We start from the raw sequence: 18,810 nt of genomic DNA, 5'->3' as shown, positions 1-18,810 counted from the left end.
ATGACTACTCCTTCCCTTTGGGCAACGGTTTCGGGGCCGTGGTCATGTCCATGCCCGGCATGTTGCCCATGCCACCCAACGCCTTGCCCAGATTGGATTCGGCGTCCACCAGGAACGTGGCCGATGCCACCACGGTCTCACCGGCCGTGAGTCCGCGCAGAATCTCGATGCGCTCGTCGGTGGACACGCCCAGGGCCACTTCGCGCGGAGTCAGCATGCCGCTCGCATCGCGCACGAACACCATGCTGCGTTCCCCAGTGGACAGCACGGCCGAACGGGGCACCGTGAGCACGGCGCGGCGCTGCGTCCCGGTAATCAGCAACGTGGCGTACATCCCCGGCTTGAGTTGGATACCCGGGTTGGGCAGCACCACTCGCACGCGCACAGTTCGGGTGGTGGGGTTGAGTGTGGGATACACATACGAGATACGGCCCGTGCGCGTATCGCCCGGGAGCGCCTGAAACTCGGAACGCACCTCGGCGCCAACGCGCACCGACGCGAGATCCTGTTCGAACACTTCGCCTTCAATCCACACCGTGCTCAGATCCGCCAGCTTGAACAGCGCGTCGCCGCTCATGATCTTCTGGCCGGCGAGGACGTTCTTTTCCAGGACATACCCGCCCGACGACGCGCGAATCGTCATCGTCTTGCGCACAACGCCCAGTCGTTCGATGTCGGCAATCACGCTGTCGGGGATGTCCCAGTACGCCAGGCGGCGGCGCGCCGACACCAACAAGTCGCTGGTGCGTTGACGGGTGTCACCGGTGGCGCCGGCCACGTCGTGCTCCAGTCGTTTGGCCAGCAGCAGTTCTTCCTGCGCCGACACCAGCATTGGCGCGTAGAGCGTCAGCAGTGGCTGCCCCGCCACCACCAACTGCCCGGTGGCGTTGACAATCAACTGCTCCACCCAGCCGTCAATCTTCGGCGCGATGGTATGAATGCGCGTTTCGTCGAAGGTCACCTGCCCGACCGTGCGCACGTCGCGACCCAGCGGGCCGACCGTTGCCACGGCATACGTCACCCCAATGCGCTGCGCCTCACTGGCGGTGAGCATCACGGGCTGGGCGGCGCCGGCGCCGCTTGCGCCCGCCATGGCCGCGTGATCGTGCCCCGATGCGGCCGGCGTCGCCTTGGACGTCGCCGTGGATGTCGCCGTGGGTGCTGCGTCAGGCCGTCTGACGACGTACACGCCAGCAACGGTCACCGCCAGCACAGCAGTATATGCGGCCAGACGAACCAGTCGTGAGGCGTTCATGGCGTGTCTCCGGATGACGCATCGCGGTCTTTGGCGACGCCGTTGGGGGTGATCAGGGTGCGTCCAACCAACATTTCGAGTTCGGCCCACGCCTTGCCCTGCTCCGCTTCAAGCGCGTGCAGCTGCTGGCGGTACTGATTCACCGTCATGCGATCATCGAGGACCGTCATGAAATCCACGCCGCCCACGCGATACGTCGACAGCGCGGACGCCGCCGCCGCTTCAGCCTGCGGGATCACGGTGGTGCGATACAACTGCATCAGCCGGCGCGCGCGCGTGAGCGCGGCATAGGCTTCACCAATCTTGCCCCGCGTCTCGGCGCGCATGGCCGTCAGCTCGGCCTGCGCCATCTGTCGCATTGCACTGGTCTCGTCGCGCATGCGGAGTTGCCGCGACCGCGCAAACACCGGGACTGACACGCCAAGCATCAGGCTGCCCATGCGCTCCGTGCCGCCCATGGCGCCACCTTGCTGTCCGTATTGGACCCCCACCGTGAGATCGGGGATGATCTCCTTCTGCGAGAGGCGCTCCGTCGCTTCAGCAGCGCGTACGTCCTCAACACCGGCCCTGATCATCGGGCGGTTGCCCACAGCGACGGAGTCGAGCCAGCGGCGCGTCGGCACACTGTCCGGAAACTCGGGCAGCACCGGTGTGCCGACCGTCGCGTCCGCGTCGTGGTCGTTCAAGGCGTTGATCGCGGCCTCGGCAACCTCTCGCATCGCCTGCATGCGCAGGGTGTCCTCCTCCATTCTGGCCAGCGCCACCTGCGCGCGCAGCACATCGGCCTGCCGACCATCGCCCACGCGATACATCGATTCCGCGGTGCGGGCAATGTCCGCAAGCAAACGAAGAGTCTCACGCGCCACGTCGAGACCGCGATCGGTGACGTGCAGATCGTAGAACATCATCGCCGCACGCGTGCGCGCGTCCCACCCCGCATCGTCGGAGCGCGCATTGGCGGCCGACGCCTGCACGCGGGCCACGCGTCCGGACCAGCCGAGTTTTCCCGACAGCGGGATCATCTGCATGACTTGCACCTGCGTCATGCCCAACACGGGCATCGGCGCCAGGTTTGGCAGCGTGCGGTTCATGAATCCCAGCTGCAGTTGCGGATCGGGAGGTCTGGACGCACCGGGTATGCGCGCCTGTGCGGCCTGGGCCAATGCCCGTGCCGCCGATGCCCGCGGGTTGTTCCGCGCGACCTGGGCATACAGCTCATCGAGGGTCAACGGCGAAGGAGCCGTCGAGAGGCGCTGCGCGATGACTGGCGCGGTGGACGCCGCCAGCAACAGGCCGGCCGTCGACAACGGCCGACAAGCGATGCGGGCGAACGTGCCAAGGCGGCAACGTGCGACACGTAGCTTCAACATGTTCATGATATGGATGCCTCTGGGGGTGCGTTCGGGTCACGGCCGGAACGCGATGCCTACGCTCGACTCACCGATCGGTGAGGAGCTTCACGCGAGTCTAGGCTCGCGGAGGGAGAGAATCGGGCGAGGCGTCGATGCCGGACGGCAACGCGAGTGGTTCGGGCATGCGCGCCCGCACAACGTGAACGTCCGACACCGAAACCAGTGCGACGGTCACCAGCGGCGGCGACGCGCACGAGCCCATGGCGGCGCAGCCGTCGGGCATGTTTGGCCCGTCGCACGAGCGCCCACTGCCCGGGGTGTCGCAACGTTCGGCGGGAGCATCTGACGGATCGGTGGGTGCCGATGCGGCCATATCCATCGGCATCGTCTCATCGCCAGCCATGGATGCCATGACGTGCGGTGCGCCGCGATCCGACGCATCACCTTCGCCAACCAGGGTCGCCCCACAGCCAATCCCGCTGGCCAGCAGCGACGGCTGCAGCAGCAGGGACAGGGACAACATGGCCATGGCTTGGCGAAATCTTCGCATCTCGGACCGGTTCAGCGTTGTGTCAGAACCACCAGTGGCTCAGATGGCACCACAAAGAGAGTATGCCGCGGTCGGTCAATCGGGTAGTCGGCGTATCCGGATGTCTTGGTAGGGTATTCGCCGACAGGCCTCGTGGGTCTCCTGAGCAAAACGGGCGGACCTCCGTGGGGAGATCCGCCCGTTCTCGACTCCCCCGCCCTCCCTACTTCACCGCATTCACCATGTCGAAGATCGGCAGGTACATCGCCACGATCATGCCGCCCACCACCACGCCAAGGAATACGATCATGATGGGTTCGAGCAGCGACAGCAGCGCGCTCACGGCCGCATCGACTTCGTCATCGTAGAAGTCGGCAATCTTGGTGAGCATCTCGTCCAGGCCACCCGTCTGTTCACCCACGGCAATCATGCTGATGACCATGGGCGGAAACACGGCCGATTTCTGCAAGGGACCGGCAATGGTTTCACCGCCGGCGATGCTGGCGCGACTGCCCATGATGGCATCCTGCACCACGCGGTTGCCCGACGTGCGCGCCGTGATTTCCAGGCCGTCCAGAATGCTCACGCCGGACGAAATCAGCGTGCCCAGCGTGCGGGTGAAGCGCGACACGGCCGACTTGCGCAGCACGTCGCCCAGCACCGGCACGTGCAACAGGAAGCGGTCGATGACCAACTGCCCGTTATTGGTGGCGTAGTACTGCTTGATGAAGTATCCGAAACCGGCGATACCCAGGATGCATGCCCACCAGTACGCGTTGAGGAACCCTGACATCCCGATCACGACGCGGGTAGGCAAGGGCAATTCCATGCCGACGCTGCCGAACATGCTGGCGAACACCGGGATGACCTTCCACAACAGAATGACCACGCACAACGCGGCCACGCACATGATGACCGTGGGGTAGATCATCGCGCCCTTCACCTTGCGAACGAGGGCGTCGTTCTTTTCCATGAAGATGGCCAGGCGATTCAGGATGGTGTCGAGAATACCACCCGCTTCACCGGCCGCCACCATGTTGGTGTACAGGTCGGAGAAGGCCTTGGGATGCTTCTTCATGGCATCGGCCACGGTGTTGCCCGATTCGACGTCAAACACCACTTCACGCACCACCGCCTGCAGCGCCTTGTTCTCGGATTGCCGCGCGAGAATATCCAGCGCCTGCACCAGCGGCAAGCCGGCGTTGATCATCGTCGAGAACTGTCGCGTGAAGATCACGATGTCGCGCATCTTGATCGACCCGAGACTCTTCTTCGGCGTCGACTTGGACTCGTCGACCTTGATGATGGTCAGCCGCTGCCGCCGCAACTGCGCAACGGCCTCGTCGCGACTGGGCGCGTCGATCGTCGCCGTTTTCAGCTCGCCGCTGCCATTGCGGGCGGTATAGGTAAAGGTCGCCATCGATGACTCCTGAAGGATGAATGCAAACTCAGTACTCAGTACCGAGTACTCAGTACTTGGTACTTGGTACTTGGTACTCCCCCTATTTCCTGCCTCCCACCAACCGCTCAGACCCTCGTCGCTCCGGCGCGGCTCCGCTCACGTCTTCCCCCGGCCCCTTGCCAATCATCCGCAGGAACTCATTCGGATCACTGGAAGAGCGCACGCATTCATCGGCCGTCACGATGCGTGTCACGTACAGTTGGTACAACGCATCATTCAGGGTCTGCATGCCGAACTTCTTGCCCGACTGCATCGAGGAGTAGATCTGGTGCACCTTGTCATCGCGAATGAGCGCGCGAATGGCCGGCGTCACCACCAGGATTTCGGCGGCCATGGCCCGACCCTTCCCCGACGTCTTGGGCAGCAGCACCTGCGTAATGATCCCTTCCAGCACGAAGGCCAGCTGGGCCCGCACCTGGCTCTGTTGGTGTGCCGGGAACACGTCGATGATGCGGTTGATCGCTTCCGCGGCGCTGTTGGTGTGCAGCGTGGCGAACACCAGGTGACCCGTTTCAGCAATCGTCAGCGCCGCCTGGATGGTTTCCAGGTCGCGCATTTCGCCAATCAGAATGACATCGGGGTCTTCGCGCAACGCGTACTTGAGCGCCGAGGCGAAGCTCTTGGTGTCGGCGCCGACTTCGCGCTGATTGATGATGCAGTTGCGGTGACGGTGGATGAACTCGATGGGATCTTCCACCGTGATGATATGCCCGCGCCGCTCGGTGTTGATCTTGTCGATCATCGCCGCCAGCGTCGTGCTCTTGCCCGATCCGGTGGGCCCGGTCACCAGCACCAGGCCTCGCGGACGCTCGGCGAAGGTGGCAATCACCGGCGCCAGTTGCAGGTCGGCAAAGGTCTTGATCTGGAACGGAATCTGCCGGATGACCATGCTCACACAGCCGCGCTGCTTGAACACGTTGCCGCGGAAACGGGACAGGTTCGCAATGCCGAACGAGAAGTCCAGCTCGTCCTCCATTTCGAACCGCTTCTTCTGGTTTTCCGTGAGTACCGAATACGCCAGCTGCAGCGTGTCCCGCGGCGTCAGCACGTGCTCGATGGTGGCGTTGATGATATCGCCGTCCACGCGCAGCTTCGGCCGGTCGCCGGCGGAGATGTGCAGGTCGGACGCATCGCGCTCGATCATTTCATCGAGCAGCGTGCGGAGCGAGACGGGAGATTGGACGGGAGGTGTCATCGGGGCGTGTTGAACGGGGCGGGGTGCAGGTGGCCCCGGTTCATCCGGTGAAGGACGAACGGCAGGGAGCGAGGATACCCACCGTCACACCAGATCAACTTGATGTTTCACGGATGACCTGATCGAGCGTCGTGACGCCCTTCAGGACCTTGAGCCAGCCATCCATGCGGAGGGTCAGCATCCCCTCGCTGATGGCCCCTTCTCGCAGGACCTGCACGTCGCAGTTCTGCATGACCAGCTTCTTGATGGTCGGGGTCAGGAACATGACTTCGTACAATCCCTGGCGACCCTTGAGTCCCGTTCCGCCGCACGTGTCACACCCATGACCCTTGAAGTAGGGCAACTCGCCTACGGTTGTATCCAGCGACAGGTTGGCCAGGAACGGGGCGGCATGTGACGTCGCCCCAGCTTTGGCATCGGCCAGCACTTGCTCAGTGAAGCGGAGTTCGCGCAGGGTGGTGGTGCGCTTGACCTTGGCGCCCGCCAGCTCGGCGTCATCCGGCTCGTACTTGACCTTGCAGTTCGAGCAGACCCGACGCACCAGGCGTTGCGCCAGAATCAGGTTGAGCGCCGAAGCCACGTTGAACGGCTCGAGCCCCATGTCCAGCAACCGCGTGATGGTTTCCGGCGCGGAATTCGTGTGCAGCGTGCTCATCACCATGTGGCCGGTGAGCGCCGCCTTGATGGCGATGCCGCCCGTCTCCAGGTCCCGGATTTCGCCCACCATGATGACGTTGGGGTCCTGACGCAGGAACGCCTTCAGCGCGGCCGCGAACGACATGCCGATTTCGGTGCGCACCTGCACCTGATTGATGCCGAACAGGTTGTATTCCACCGGATCTTCGGCGGTCATGATATTGACGTCGCCGTTGTTGATCTTGGACAGGGCGGAATACAGTGTGGTCGTCTTGCCCGATCCGGTGGGCCCGGTCACCAGCACCATGCCGTACGGGTTGGAGATCGCCTCCATCAGCTCGCGTTCGGCGCGCGGTTCGATGCCGAACTTCTCGAGCTCCAGGGTCAGGTTGCCCTTGTCGAGAATTCGCAGCACGATCTTTTCGCCGAACAGCGTAGGCAGCGAACTGACGCGGAAGTCGATGACCTTGCGTCCGACTTTCAGCTTGATGCGCCCGTCCTGCGGCACGCGCCGTTCGGCGATATTCAGCTGCGCCATGATTTTGAAGCGCGAGATGAGCGCCGCGCGCATCTTGAGGGGCGGCTTCATGACTTCGCTGAGCGCGCCGTCAATGCGATACCGCACCCGCAGTTCGTGCTCGAAGCACTCGAAGTGAATGTCCGATGCGCCCTTGTTCACGGCGTTGGTCAGGATCGCGTTGATGAGCTTGACGACGGGCGCCTCATCAACCTGGGCCGCCAGCACATTCGCATCGACGACATCGTCCTGCGTTTCCAGCACCTCCACATCGTCATCGTCCGCCGCGATATCCTGCAGCAGCGTCTGCATCTGGATTTCATTTGCTTCGTAGTGCTTTTCGATGGCCGCGCGCATCGAGAACTCGCCGGCCAGCACCGGGACAATATCGTAGCGCGTGATGAACTTGAGGTCGTCCACCACGCCCATCGCCGTGGGATCGGCAATCGCCACCGTCAACTGGCGACCATCGCGCTTGAGCGGCAGCACGGTGTGCTTGGACGCCAACTCGGCCGGGATCAGCTTGAGCAGCCGGGTATCGATTTCAAAACGCGACAGGTCGACCGCGGGCATCCGATATTGGCGCGCCAGCATGCGCACCACCTCGGTCTCCGGCACCATTCCCAACTTGACCACGGTCAGGCCGAGTCGCTGACCGGGGTTCTGCGCCTGCTCCTGGAGGGCCTTTGCCAGCTGCTCACGAGTGAGCAGGCCCTCACGCACGAGCATGTCGCCAAGCCGTTCAGTGGCCCGGCTTTGAAGGGGAGCGGGAGCAGCCATACTGGGAAGGGATCGTCAGGGCATGAAGCGCGCGGTGTCATGAGACGCGGAGTACGCCTCACACTGGAATGGACGGTGCCAGCCTCAAAACGTCACCGCCGGCGCCAGCAAGGCGGCGGTGGCCGGTCCGATGCCGCGCACGTGACGGAGGTCTTCCAGCGACCGGAACGGGCCGTGTTGCTCCCGCCAGCTGATGATCCGACCCGCGAGGGCCGGCCCGACTCGCGGGAGCCGCTCGAGTTCCGCCTGCGTGGCGCGGTTCACATCCACCGACACCGGCGGCTGTGGCGACACTGTCCGGTTGGAGATTCTCGGCATCTCACCGGCGGAACTGGACTCTGGCCCGGACGCCTCCGGGCGCCGCGTTCGGCCGGGACGGGACGCGCGGGTGCCCTTCGCCGCGCGGGCCGAATCGATGGCCGCAATTTGCGACGCCAGGGCACGATCGCCCACCGACGCACTGGGCGCGCCTCCCACCATGCGTTCGGCCCCGTCGATCTCCCGGGCGAAACGCGATGTGCCCGCCATGCGGACCCCGCCACCCACCAGGGCGACGGTGGCCAGAAACAGCAAGGCGTTGCGTTCGGCGACGGTTGGCATCGCGCAGGATAGCCTGACGACGCTCAACCACTGTCACCGATTCATTGCGGGCGGGTCTGCCGTAGTGCAAGTCGTGCGGGGCTACTTCAACTCCCCCGCAAAGAACCGCAATCGAAACACTACGCTCAGTACCATGTTGGACAGCCGACGATTGTAGTTCCGGTCGAATGTCAGGATCTGCGACCCCGTCAGACTGAACGTGAGCAGCTCCGACAAATCGGTATCGGCATTCAGGTTGAACGCCCGGCGACCGTTGTTGGTCAGCACCGAAAACGTGGGCTCCGTGGCCAGCGCGGCATCGGTCGCGCCGCCCACCGTCGCCACCGTCTCCTCACTCTGGTACGACATGCGTAGGCGCATCTTGCCGGTGCGCGTGTTCCACTTCTTGGGCAGCGGGACGTTGCGCGCGAGATCGAACGACATCTTCCGGGTATCGCTCAACGTGAGTGAGCCTGGGCGCGCATCCTCGCTATGCGTGCGGTCCATGGACCCGTTGGTGGTGAGGTCGCCAAGAAACTTCCATGTGATCGATCCAAAGATTGGCTGACTCCGCGAGGTCGTCCGACTCCGGTCCGCCAGACCGCCTGTTTCGTTCGGCACCATGGTTTCCTGCTCGCTCACCACGTAACGGCCGTTGATCGACACCATGGATATCACCTTGGTGAAGTGCGTGGGTCGCCATGACCACCGTACATTCACGTCCGGATAGGTGCGACGTTTGCTGGTAATGAGCGCCTGAAATCCGTCCAGTACCCGCCGCGTCCATGTTTCCGTGGTACCACGCTCGAATCGCGACTGCACGTTGATGGACAGCGGCAGGTTGAGCGCACCAATGGCGCTGAAGCTCTGCACACGCCCCGCCGTGGACGCCAACCGGTTGTTGGTGAGCCCCCGGAACGATTCGATCCCACCCAATCCCAACTGATAGCCCAGCCCCGGGTCGTATACCGTGTTGTCGTAGTTGGACGTGATATCGCGCTGCCACGTGAGGTCCGCCGGCGCAAACATCTTCCCGAATTTGTGCACCAGCGACTTGTCGCTGCCGCGCGCCATCAACAGTCGACCCAACTGCAGTTGCGTGCCGGCCGTCAGGCTTTGCACCGCACCAAGACGCTGTGGCAAACGAAACGCACCGGTGGAATCGCCTTCACGCAACAGCGCACGCGCGTTGGGATCTTTGGATAGCCGGAACGTCGATCGGAAATCCAACCGAGGCTGCACCCACGACGACGTCTGCGGCTGAAACAGGATGCCGCTGGTCAGTGTGCGCTCCTGTTCCAGCCCCACCGACGCGCCCAGCACCCGCAGGCGTTCGGCCGCGGCCGCCTGACGACGATCGGTGCTGTCGGCGCCCAACGCCAGGCTCCGATAGTCGCGCAGGTCAAGCACCTGCCGCGCGTCCACACTGCCGGTCAATCCCACGGTGGGCCGGAATTCCAGTCGCGCCGCGTTCACCCAAACGTGATTCAGCCCCGTGATCACCCGCCCCGTATCCGACAGCGCCGTCGCCGCCTTGGTGAAACTGGTGGTGGAATTGGCGTTGCGCGCCAGCGAACTGGTGAGCCGGAATTGTGTGGGTTGCCAGCGGTAGCTCTGACCTCGCAGTCCCTTCACCGCATTGCTCTCGCGCATGAATTTCGGCAGGACGCCGAAGAACCGGTCGACAATGCGTGGGAGATGCCCCTCGCGACGATCATCGCTCAGGTCCAGTGTGGCGCCCATGACGTAGTTGGACTGGCTGCCGGTTTGGAATGCGCTCTGCGTTTGCCCCGCCGACCAGGCACCCGACAGCGCGAGTCCGTTCAGTACCGGCGCATACCACCCTCGCGTGAGCGGCGCCGCCCGACGCAGCGCCACCGAGTAGTTCATGCGCTTGTCCCGTGGATTGCGCAGCCCCTCGATACCGCTGGCGCGGATGTCGGATCGATTGATGAACAGTTGATCGATCCCGGCACCGGCATAGTCGATATTGAACGGCATCACCAGCCCGAGCTTGGCCGGCAGCATGCGCTCCAGATGCAACGTCGTGCCGATGCTCACCCCACTGGTGGTGAGAAAGCTGGGATTCTCGCCAAGCTGCCGAAAATTGGGATCGCGCCGACTCATGTTCACGCGAACATCAGCCAGGTCGCCCACGTTCATCGACATGCCCACTTCGCCTGCAAAACCCACGGCGTCAACCACATCGGCAAGCCGCACATCATTCACCCACAGTTCCAGCGTATCATTGGGCAGAATGCCTGCGCCGCCACGAGGTACACTGTCCACGCGCACAATACCCACGGCAAGTTCCTGCACGCCGGCCAGATTGGGCGGTGTCACGCTGGGGTCGGCGCTGTACACGATGTATCCGTCCTGACACACCGCGTAGCGTCGCACGGTGAGTCCACGTGGCAACCCCGAGCGTCGGATGAGTTCCAGATCGGTGCCGCTGCACGCCAATGAATCGGCCGAGCCTTTCAGGAAGTTGTTTTCCAGTTGAGCGCGCAGGAACTGAAAGCGGGTCAGATCGACGCGCACCTCCGGGTCCCACGCACTCTGCGCCGGGCCGACGTTCACCGGTGTGCGGTACATATAGAAGTTGTGCTCGTCCCGCCCGATCTTCACGTAACCATTCAGCTCACCCGACGGGCCCCATCCATTACCGCGACCGCGCATCCACAGGCGCAGCGTCTTGTACCCCATGAAGGACTTGGTGCCCTCAGGAAACCGAAAGAACGCCTCGGCGCGATCGAACGTGCGGAACTGCTGTCCCGGTATGCCCGTCTGCAACCGCAATGCCCGCTCGTTGATCTGTACGCGGGTGTTTTCGTAGCCGGACAACCGGTTCTCCGGCGCTTCGATGACACCCGGCGGCGGTGTGTACGGCAATACAGCCGAGGAATCGAGCGTGCCCACCACACTGGCAATCACGTAGCCATTGGTGAGCGCGCTGGAGTCGCCGGCCGCGCCGCTGATGGGGCGATCGGCCCGCTTGAGCCACGGCGCGCCCACGAGCTTGAACCTGGCCAGCGCCACGCGCGCGAAATCATCGTCCAGCGATTGGGCGCTGGACACCATCGTCAGGCGCATCGCGCGCATGCGGCGCTCATTGGGATTGTTGAGCTCTTCCAGCGGCGCGCGCCAGTTGAGACGCACCTGGACCCAGCACACGCTGTCGGCGACAATGGTGCCGGATGACGAGTCTGACTGCGCGAAACACTTGCCCGTGCGCGTCCAATTGCGCCTGTCGCTCAAGTCAACGGCGAATCGCCGGAACTGTTCGTTGTCGATGCTGGACGACGGCAGATTGAGCTGTCCGTCCAGATCGATATCCTCTTCATCCAGCCGGTTGTTGCGGGCCGAGCAAACGGCGCGGCTGTCGCCCAGCACCTGCACCACCGACACCGCCTGTGTGCAGAGCGCAATCTTGTTGGCCGTCGTGGTGATCGGACTCGCACCGGTCCGATCGACAATGACCAGGGTATCGGCCACGTCTCCCGCCAGCCCCTTGTCGTTTTCCACGGCGTTGAACGCGCGCGAGAACGGATCGCGTTCGGAGTCGAACCGATCGTAGCCCACCAGGCGTTTCCCGCGATAGGTGGAATCGACAGGCAGCCCGTTGCGTAACGGTGGCTTGATGGTCAGCGTCTCTGGCGCGAATGCCACGCTATTCTCGCTGATCTCACCGAAGTCGAACACCAGGGTGGGATTGCGTCGCAGCTTGCTCTGTTCGGACTGCACCAGCACGAAGAACTCGATGTTCTCGATGCGCGACAGATCAGCGCCGCTGGGATTGAGCACCGTCCGGATCGAGCGCCAGCGTCGACCGGTGGGCGTCGTGCCCAACAGGGAGTTGTCGCCAACGGTCCACGCGAAACGTCGTTTGCTGGTGCCCGGCTCGAAATCGAAAATGCCTCCCGTGTGCAATGGATACAGCGTCATCCACAGCAACTGTTCGGCCGACTGAAAACCACCGCCCGTATCGCGCACGGCCGGGTCAATCTGGTTGATGCTGTACTGCACATAGTTGCCGACGCCGTCCACGCCGTTGTTCTGATAGGCGATGGTGCCGGCCCGATTGAGATTGAGCGTGGAGGCGCCAATGAGCCCCGGCAGCACGCTGCCCAGCGCCGGGCGGGAGCTGTAGTACCACGCGGCCTCGGACAACGAGATGCCAATGCCGGCGTCGCCCTCGAACGATTCCAGGTACGCCTGGCCGGCGGAATTCGGCTGCGGCTTGCTCATGGCGAACTCTCCCTGCACCGCCAGCCGCGACCGTGTCGTCCCCGACCCGAATGGCAGCTTGCGCACCAGACGGTTGAGCAGAGTGGCGTCCCATGCCATGTTGCCGGTGACGCCCGCCACGAACGATCCGGTGGGCTCGAAACCCAGTGGTGGCCGATTGTAGCCCGAGCGCTGCTGCTGCGAGATGGCCGTGAACGACAGTTGCCCGTTCTCCAGCGGAAACTGCGACGCGAATCCCAGAATGGTGATGGGCGCCGACGCGAACAGCGGATTCTCCTCGTAGCGCACGGTCACCTGTCGCGGACGCGGAAACAGCGTGTCGCCGCGCGTAAAGGCAATGGTGCCCAACTCGTACTCGATCTTGTAGTCGACGTCGCGTTCCAGTACGCGGCCATCCACCGACACGCGCTCGGAGTTGGGCCGCACTTGCAGGCTGTTCAACCGCACACTGTACTGCGACGCGCCACCTTCCGAGAGATAGCGCACGACCATGCGGTAAATGGCCTGCGGACGCTGGGCCGAATACAGATACTCGTTGGGATAACGGTACAGCGTGTCGTTGGCCGGATTGGCGGCCGGTTGCGCCAGCCCGGCGCGGGCAAATGGCTGCACCGACGGGAAGAACACGAAGTAGTCGCGAATCAGCTTGTCGCGCCCGCCGCTGGCCGCCGAGTAATTGGGATCACTGGGGCGCGGCCACACGCGATTCTCCACGTCGAACGCCGTGGGGTTGGTGGCCTGCGACAGGCCGAACATCTGCAGATACGTTTCGCCGCGCGACGAATCGAACGGCTTCTCCTGATCTCCCGACAACCCCGTGACCAGCTTGAGCGCCACCGACTCCCGCTGCAGATCTTCGCCGCCCAATCGATAGACCGACTTGATCTCGCGGAAGAAGTACTCCGAAAGCGTGGGCTGCAGTTCCGGCTCCCACAGCAGGTTGGCAAACTGCGGCGCGTCGGTGAACTCGATGTCCGGCGTGCCCCCGGTGCTCACATTGCGCCCCGGCACGCCGCCGTTGCTCACTTCATAGGCCACGGCCAGTCGTTCGCCATTCACCTGCAGCGGTCGCACCAGCGCAATCCACAACCCCGACGGATCGAGATAGTAGTCGACGTTTTCCCGCAGCACCTCATACGTTTGCCGCGCCGGATTGCGCGCGCCGCGCACCGAGAACTGCGGCCCCCGGGGATTCTGATTGGAGGCGCCAATGAGTTGCCGATACACGTACACGCGCGCCGGGCGGATCGAGTCCGGCAAGGCGGCCGCCAATTGCTGCATCTGCTGGCGGTTCAGCAAGTCCACGTTGGGATACCCCGGCAACTGCCGGGGATCGATGGTGAAGAAGAACCGCCGAGTTTCGATCTGGATGTCCTCGATGGGGCGATCGACTTCCTGCTGGGTGCGTTCCCCCACGGTGAACACATTGTCCTTCGACACATTGCCCTTCTGCTGCGCGCCAATGGACGTGAAGCGCATCGGCCCGAATTGCCCGCGCGCCTGGACGCCATAGTTGCCCGCCGGAATCCCCGACGTCAGAAATCGGGACGGCGGCGCCTGAAAGCTGACGTTGCCGACTTCCAGGCGTTGCAGCCATTCATCGGTCTTGCCTTCATAGTAGACCGAGATGTTGTTGGAGGCGTCGAATTCGCGCTGCGAGTCGTAGTCGACATTCAGATGCACCCGATTGGCGATCACACCGCCGGTGCGCAGGTTGAACTGATAGTCGAACGAAGGCTGGAACGAGCCCGTGCAGTTGTTGCCAAGGATCGTCAGCTGCGCGGCGGTGCAGCGCAGGTTGCGGGTGCGTACCAGCTTGGACTCGAGTCGCGTATCGAGATTGATGCCGAGGTCGGCCACATTGTTGAGGAAATCGGCCCCGCCAATGCGATTGCGGGCGTCGGCGCCGCCCTGTGGCACCAAGGGCACCAGGGCACCGGGTGTCGGGCCACTATCGTTGGGGGGCCTCACGGCAACCCGTATCGAATCGGGACGGGCCAGCAGCGGGGTCTGCACCACCGACATCCAGCGCGTGACCGCCAGAAGTTCGCTGCGACGTCTGGCCGCCGCCACCAGCTTGTCGGCCACCTGCGCCGGGTCGGGTCGGTACACCAGCCCGTCGCGCAGCACGCCGAATCGGGGCAGCGTCTTGAGCACCAGGGTATCGCCGACCGAACGCAGGCGGAGGCCGGCAATGGCCAGTCCAGGGGTGGAGCCTTCCGGCCCGGCCTGGGCCTGAATCCGACGCCCGGCCCCCAGCGTCAGGCAGAAACCGCCAACCAGCACGCCGAGCTTGCGAGCGAGGCGCCGAGTCGCTTCATATCGGCCACCGGGCCTCTGGCACTGCGAACGGCGCACCGATCTCCGATCGTGGGGTACGAGCAGCGGCCGCCCCAGCGAACGCAGGGGCACTGCGGAACTCGCGGACACGGGGTCCTGAGCGCGCGTTACATGGAACTCCCCCTCTGCCCCATCACGCACAGTTCATGAACCCATCTGCGGACGCGCCCTTGATAATGCCGGTAGTGAGCGAGGAATTTACGTCGTGAAGCTTGTCACCCGCTACGTCGTGCGCGAGCACGTCGGCCCCCTCGTGTTTGCCCTCAGTGCGCTGACGTCGCTGCTCATGCTGCAGTACGTCGCGCGCCAGCTGGCCAATCTGGCCGGCAAGGGCTTGCCGTGGAAAGCCATCGCCCAGTTCTTCGTGCTGTCGCTGCCCTTCACCGTGGCGATGACCTTGCCCATGGCGGTGCTGGTGGCCACGCTGTACGCGTTTGGCCGCATGGCGGCGGAACACGAGATCACCGCGTTCAAGGCCAGCGGCGTGCGGGTGCGGTCGCTCATGTTCCCCGTGCTCGTATGCGCCTTCCTGCTGTCGCTGGTCATGGTGGCGTTCAACGATCAGGTCCTGCCGCGCGCCAACCATCGGCTGCGCATTTTGCAGCAGGACATCGCGCGGACCAAGCCCACGCTGGCCCTGCGCGATCAGGTGTTGAATGCCATCACCGAACAGTTCTTCATGCGCGTGGCCCGCAGCGATGCCGCCACCAATAGAATGTGGGACGTGGTGATCTATGACCTCACCAAAGGTCCGGAACGCAAGACCATCTATGCGGATAGCGGCCTGTTTCTGCTGGCCCCGAACGGGAAGGACCTGCAGCTCATGCTGTACGACGGACGGTCGCAGGAATTCGTGAAGGGCGATGCCCGCCGTTTCCAGCGAACGTACTTCCGCAGTCAGGTGGTGCAGGTGCGAGGCATCACGCAAAACTTCGAATCGTCCCGGTCGGACATGTACAAGGGCGACCGCGAGATGTCCGTGTGCGAAATGGATCAGAAGTACCGCACGTCGGCCATGGAGTACACGCGGATCCGGAAGGAGTACATCATGTACGCCAGCCGACTGGTCAAGGCCGGGACCAAAACCATCAAGGCCCCCCGCGACCGACCGGCACGCGAAAAGCTCGCGCAGTTCTATTGTGTCACGTTGCCGTCGCTGCTGGGAGTGAAGGCGGCGCACGCGCAGGGGGTTGGAGATTCGGGATCGCAGCCGCCGGTGCAACAGCCACCGGTACAACAGCCACCGGTACAACAGCCACCGGTACAACAACAACCGGTGCAGCAACCGCCGGTGCAGCCGCCAGCAGGACAGCAACAGCCACCGGTGCAGCAACAGCCGACGGTGCAGCAGCCCGTACCCCCGACACCCTCGCCGGTTGCACAGCCGGGCGTGGTCCCCGCCCCGGTGCCCGGCCAGCCAACACCTGGCGCGCCGGTCACGCAGGCCCGCGCCGACTCCGCGCTCGGAATAGCCCCCTCCACCGGTGTGCAGCCGGCCCCCGTTCCCGCTCCCGCGCTGCCCTCCAATATCGACACCACCGAGTTGTATCGCGGATCCATGATGGCGGCCAACATGCAGTTGACCGAGTCGCGCGAATCGTTGGACAGCCTGGCGGTGGAAATCCACAAGAAGTTCGCGCTGTCGTTCGCCTGCCTCGTGTTCGTGCTGTTTGGTCCGCCTATCGCGCTCCGCTTTCCGCGCGGCGGCGTGGGCGTCACCCTCGGGGTCAGCATCGTGGTGTTCGGCCTGTACTACGTGTGCCTGATGGCGGGGGAGGCGCTCGCCGACAAGGGTCGACTGCCCGCGTCGGTCGCCATGTGGATTGCCAATGTGATCTTCACGCTCGTGGGCATCATGATGCTCTGGCGCGTCGAATCCACCACCGACAGTTCGCGTGGCGGCGGACTTCGCGAATGGTGGCGCGACCGGGCGGTGCGCCGAACGCTCGCCCGCGAACGGGCGGCCGCCGTATGAGTGACACGCGTCCATCCGGGCGTGCGCGTCTCATCACGCCGCTTGACCGCTATGTGGCCGCCGAATTTGCGCGCATCTTTTTCGTGACGGTGGCCGGGTTCCCGGTGCTGGTGTTTGTCATCGACCTGGTGGACAACCTCCGGAAGTACACGGAGAAGAAGCTCACGTATCAGGCCGTCGCCATGAGCTACTTCTACTGGATCCCCGATACGCTCTTCATGGTGTTGCCGGCCGCCGTGCTGTTTGCGACGGTCTTCTCCATAGGCACCTTCACGCGGTACGCCGAGATCACGGCGGCCAAGGCCTCGGGCATCAGCTTCTATCGCTTCATTGCGCCGATCCTGCTGATGGCCACCTTCGCCACCGGCATCGGCCTGGTGTTCAGCGAGGTGGCACCACCGGCCAATTCCAAACGTCTCAAGTTGTTGGCCGGCCGCAGCGAATTCCGTGAGACAGCGCGCTACAATTTCGCGTTCGCCAACGACATGGGGCGCGTCTACCGCATCTATTCGCTCGATACCGAGAAGCGCCGCGTGGAACGCGTCGAGGTCGAGGAGCGGGGCTCGAAGCTCCGGGCGGGGTTGCTGATTGCCGCAGACAGCGGTCGGTGGACCAGCAAGGGCGGATGGATGCTGCAGAAGGGTCAGCTCCATGTGCTCCCCAACGATTCCATCGATCTGGCCTTCGGATTCGATTCGATCCTCGACCGGCGGCTCAAGGAATCGCCGGATGAACTGCGGGCCACCGAGCGTGAGCCGACCGAAATGAATTTCGCCCAGCTCACCACGTTCATCCGGGCTCTCGAGCGCTCGGGCGCCGAGGTGAACCTGCTCAAGGTGGAGCGGATGCTGAAGATCGCCATCCCGGTCACGTGCATCATCATCGCACTCTTCGGGGCCCCGCTGGCCACCAGCTCGCAACGCGGGGGTGCCGCCTTTGGTGTGGCGATCAGCTTGGCCACTACCGTATTGTTCCTCGTGCTTATTCAGCTGACCAAGGCCGTAGGCGGGAAAGGGTTGATGCAACCCGAACTCGCCGCGTGGATGCCCAACGTACTGGTTGGGCTGCTCGCGATTGTCCTGCTGGCCCGCGTGCGGACCTGATGCCGGTCGGGATCGTGGTGCGCGCGGCCTACAAGCGCACTGCCGGATTGCTCCGTTCCCTGGGCAAGCGCGCGTACTTTGCGCGAGACATCGCGCGCGGTCTGCGCGAGCCTGGCACCTGGGCACCGGAAACAATCCGGCAGATGCAACGCATCGGCGTAGAGTCGCTGCCACTGGCCGCCATCGTCGCGGCCTTTCTGGGCGGCGTGACGGCGTTTCAGACACGCTATCAACTGTTCCCCGGCGTGCAGCTGTCGGTGGTGGGCCTCATCGTCCGGCAGAGCATCGTGCTCGAACTGGGGCCCCTGCTGACCGCCCTGGTGCTGACAGGTCGCGTGGGCGCCCGCATGACGGCGGAAATCGGCACCATGCGCGTGACCGAGCAGATCGATGCGCTGGAGACCCTGTCATTCGATCCGGTGGCCTATCTGGCGCTCCCGCGACTCCTCGCCGCGCTGGTGATGATTCCGGCGCTCACCATCATTGCCAACGCCACCGCCATCCTCAGCGCGTGGGCGACCCTGGTGATGGCCACCGACGTGCGCACCTCTGATTTCCTGGACGGGCTGCGACTGGCCTTCACCGAATTTCAGGTGGTCTATTCGCTGATCAAGGCCGTCTGCTTCGGCGGCGCGATCGCGTTTGTGTGCTCCTACGAGGGATACGTCACCGAGGCCGGCGCCGAAGGTGTGGGACGTTCAACCGCCCTTGCCGTCGTCATCGCGTCCGTCTCGATCCTCGTGCTCGACGCAATTGTGGCCGCCGTCTTCGCACCGTTCATTCAAGCATGACCATTCAGCGCGCCCGCTCGCGGCCGTTCCCCGTTTTCCATTTCGCCT

The 18,810-nt window shown here is 64.0% G+C and carries 11 protein-coding genes; 3 read left to right on the top strand and 8 right to left on the bottom strand.

Annotation, left to right across the window (positions count from 1 at the left end; all coding sequences use genetic code 11):
• Positions 1 to 4 precede the first annotated feature (4 nt).
• The 8 genes from IPP90_05495 to sprA form a co-directional block, all read right to left on the bottom strand.
• Positions 5 to 1,255: an efflux RND transporter periplasmic adaptor subunit gene (locus IPP90_05495; GenBank protein MBL0170178.1), complete on the bottom strand. Its 1,251-nt coding sequence runs from the start codon at positions 1,253 to 1,255 to the stop codon at positions 5 to 7.
• Positions 1,252 to 2,631, bottom strand: coding sequence for a TolC family protein (locus tag IPP90_05490; GenBank protein MBL0170177.1), 1,380 nt, complete (start codon positions 2,629 to 2,631; stop codon positions 1,252 to 1,254). The genes IPP90_05495 and IPP90_05490 overlap by 4 nt, the downstream gene beginning before the upstream one ends.
• 91 nt (positions 2,632 to 2,722) lie before the next feature.
• A complete protein-coding gene (locus IPP90_05485; protein MBL0170176.1) occupies positions 2,723 to 3,136 on the bottom strand; it encodes a hypothetical protein in 414 nt (137 codons plus the stop codon).
• Positions 3,137 to 3,359: 223 nt separating this feature from the next.
• Positions 3,360 to 4,556 carry a type II secretion system F family protein gene (locus IPP90_05480; GenBank protein MBL0170175.1) on the bottom strand — a complete coding sequence of 399 codons (1,197 nt, stop codon included), beginning with the start codon at positions 4,554 to 4,556 and terminating at the stop codon, positions 3,360 to 3,362.
• An 82-nt stretch (positions 4,557 to 4,638) separates the two neighbouring features.
• Complete coding sequence (locus tag IPP90_05475) at positions 4,639 to 5,793, bottom strand: type IV pilus twitching motility protein PilT (protein MBL0170174.1); 1,155 nt, start codon at positions 5,791 to 5,793, stop codon at positions 4,639 to 4,641.
• A 94-nt stretch (positions 5,794 to 5,887) separates the two neighbouring features.
• Entirely contained in the window at positions 5,888 to 7,726 is a 1,839-nt protein-coding gene (gene tadA, locus IPP90_05470) for a Flp pilus assembly complex ATPase component TadA (GenBank protein ID MBL0170173.1), read from the bottom strand.
• A gap of 84 nt (positions 7,727 to 7,810) precedes the next feature.
• Positions 7,811 to 8,206, bottom strand: coding sequence for a helix-hairpin-helix domain-containing protein (locus IPP90_05465; protein MBL0170172.1), 396 nt, complete (start codon positions 8,204 to 8,206; stop codon positions 7,811 to 7,813).
• Positions 8,207 to 8,407: 201 nt separating this feature from the next.
• Positions 8,408 to 14,911 (bottom strand): cell surface protein SprA, encoded by a 6,504-nt coding sequence (gene sprA / locus IPP90_05460; GenBank protein MBL0170171.1) that lies wholly within the window; start codon positions 14,909 to 14,911, stop codon positions 8,408 to 8,410.
• Positions 14,912 to 15,098: 187 nt separating this feature from the next.
• Between sprA and IPP90_05455 the strand changes: the two genes are divergently transcribed.
• From IPP90_05455 to IPP90_05445, 3 genes are read left to right on the top strand one after another with little or no spacing between them, the layout of a single operon-like run.
• Positions 15,099 to 16,868, top strand: a complete 1,770-nt coding sequence (locus tag IPP90_05455; protein ID MBL0170170.1) for an LptF/LptG family permease — start codon at positions 15,099 to 15,101, stop codon at positions 16,866 to 16,868.
• A complete protein-coding gene (locus IPP90_05450) occupies positions 16,865 to 17,971 on the top strand; it encodes an LptF/LptG family permease (protein MBL0170169.1) in 1,107 nt (368 codons plus the stop codon). Before IPP90_05455 ends, IPP90_05450 begins: the two co-directional genes overlap by 4 nt.
• Positions 17,971 to 18,762, top strand: coding sequence for an ABC transporter permease (locus IPP90_05445; protein MBL0170168.1), 792 nt, complete (start codon positions 17,971 to 17,973; stop codon positions 18,760 to 18,762). The genes IPP90_05450 and IPP90_05445 overlap by 1 nt, the downstream gene beginning before the upstream one ends.
• The last annotated feature ends 48 nt before the right edge of the window (positions 18,763 to 18,810 follow it).

The organism is Gemmatimonadaceae bacterium, assembly GCA_016720905.1.
Taxonomy (GTDB): Bacteria; Gemmatimonadota; Gemmatimonadetes; order Gemmatimonadales; family Gemmatimonadaceae; genus Gemmatimonas.
Note: the sequence above shows the minus strand (reverse complement) of the source record. Positions and strands in the feature narration are given on the sequence as shown.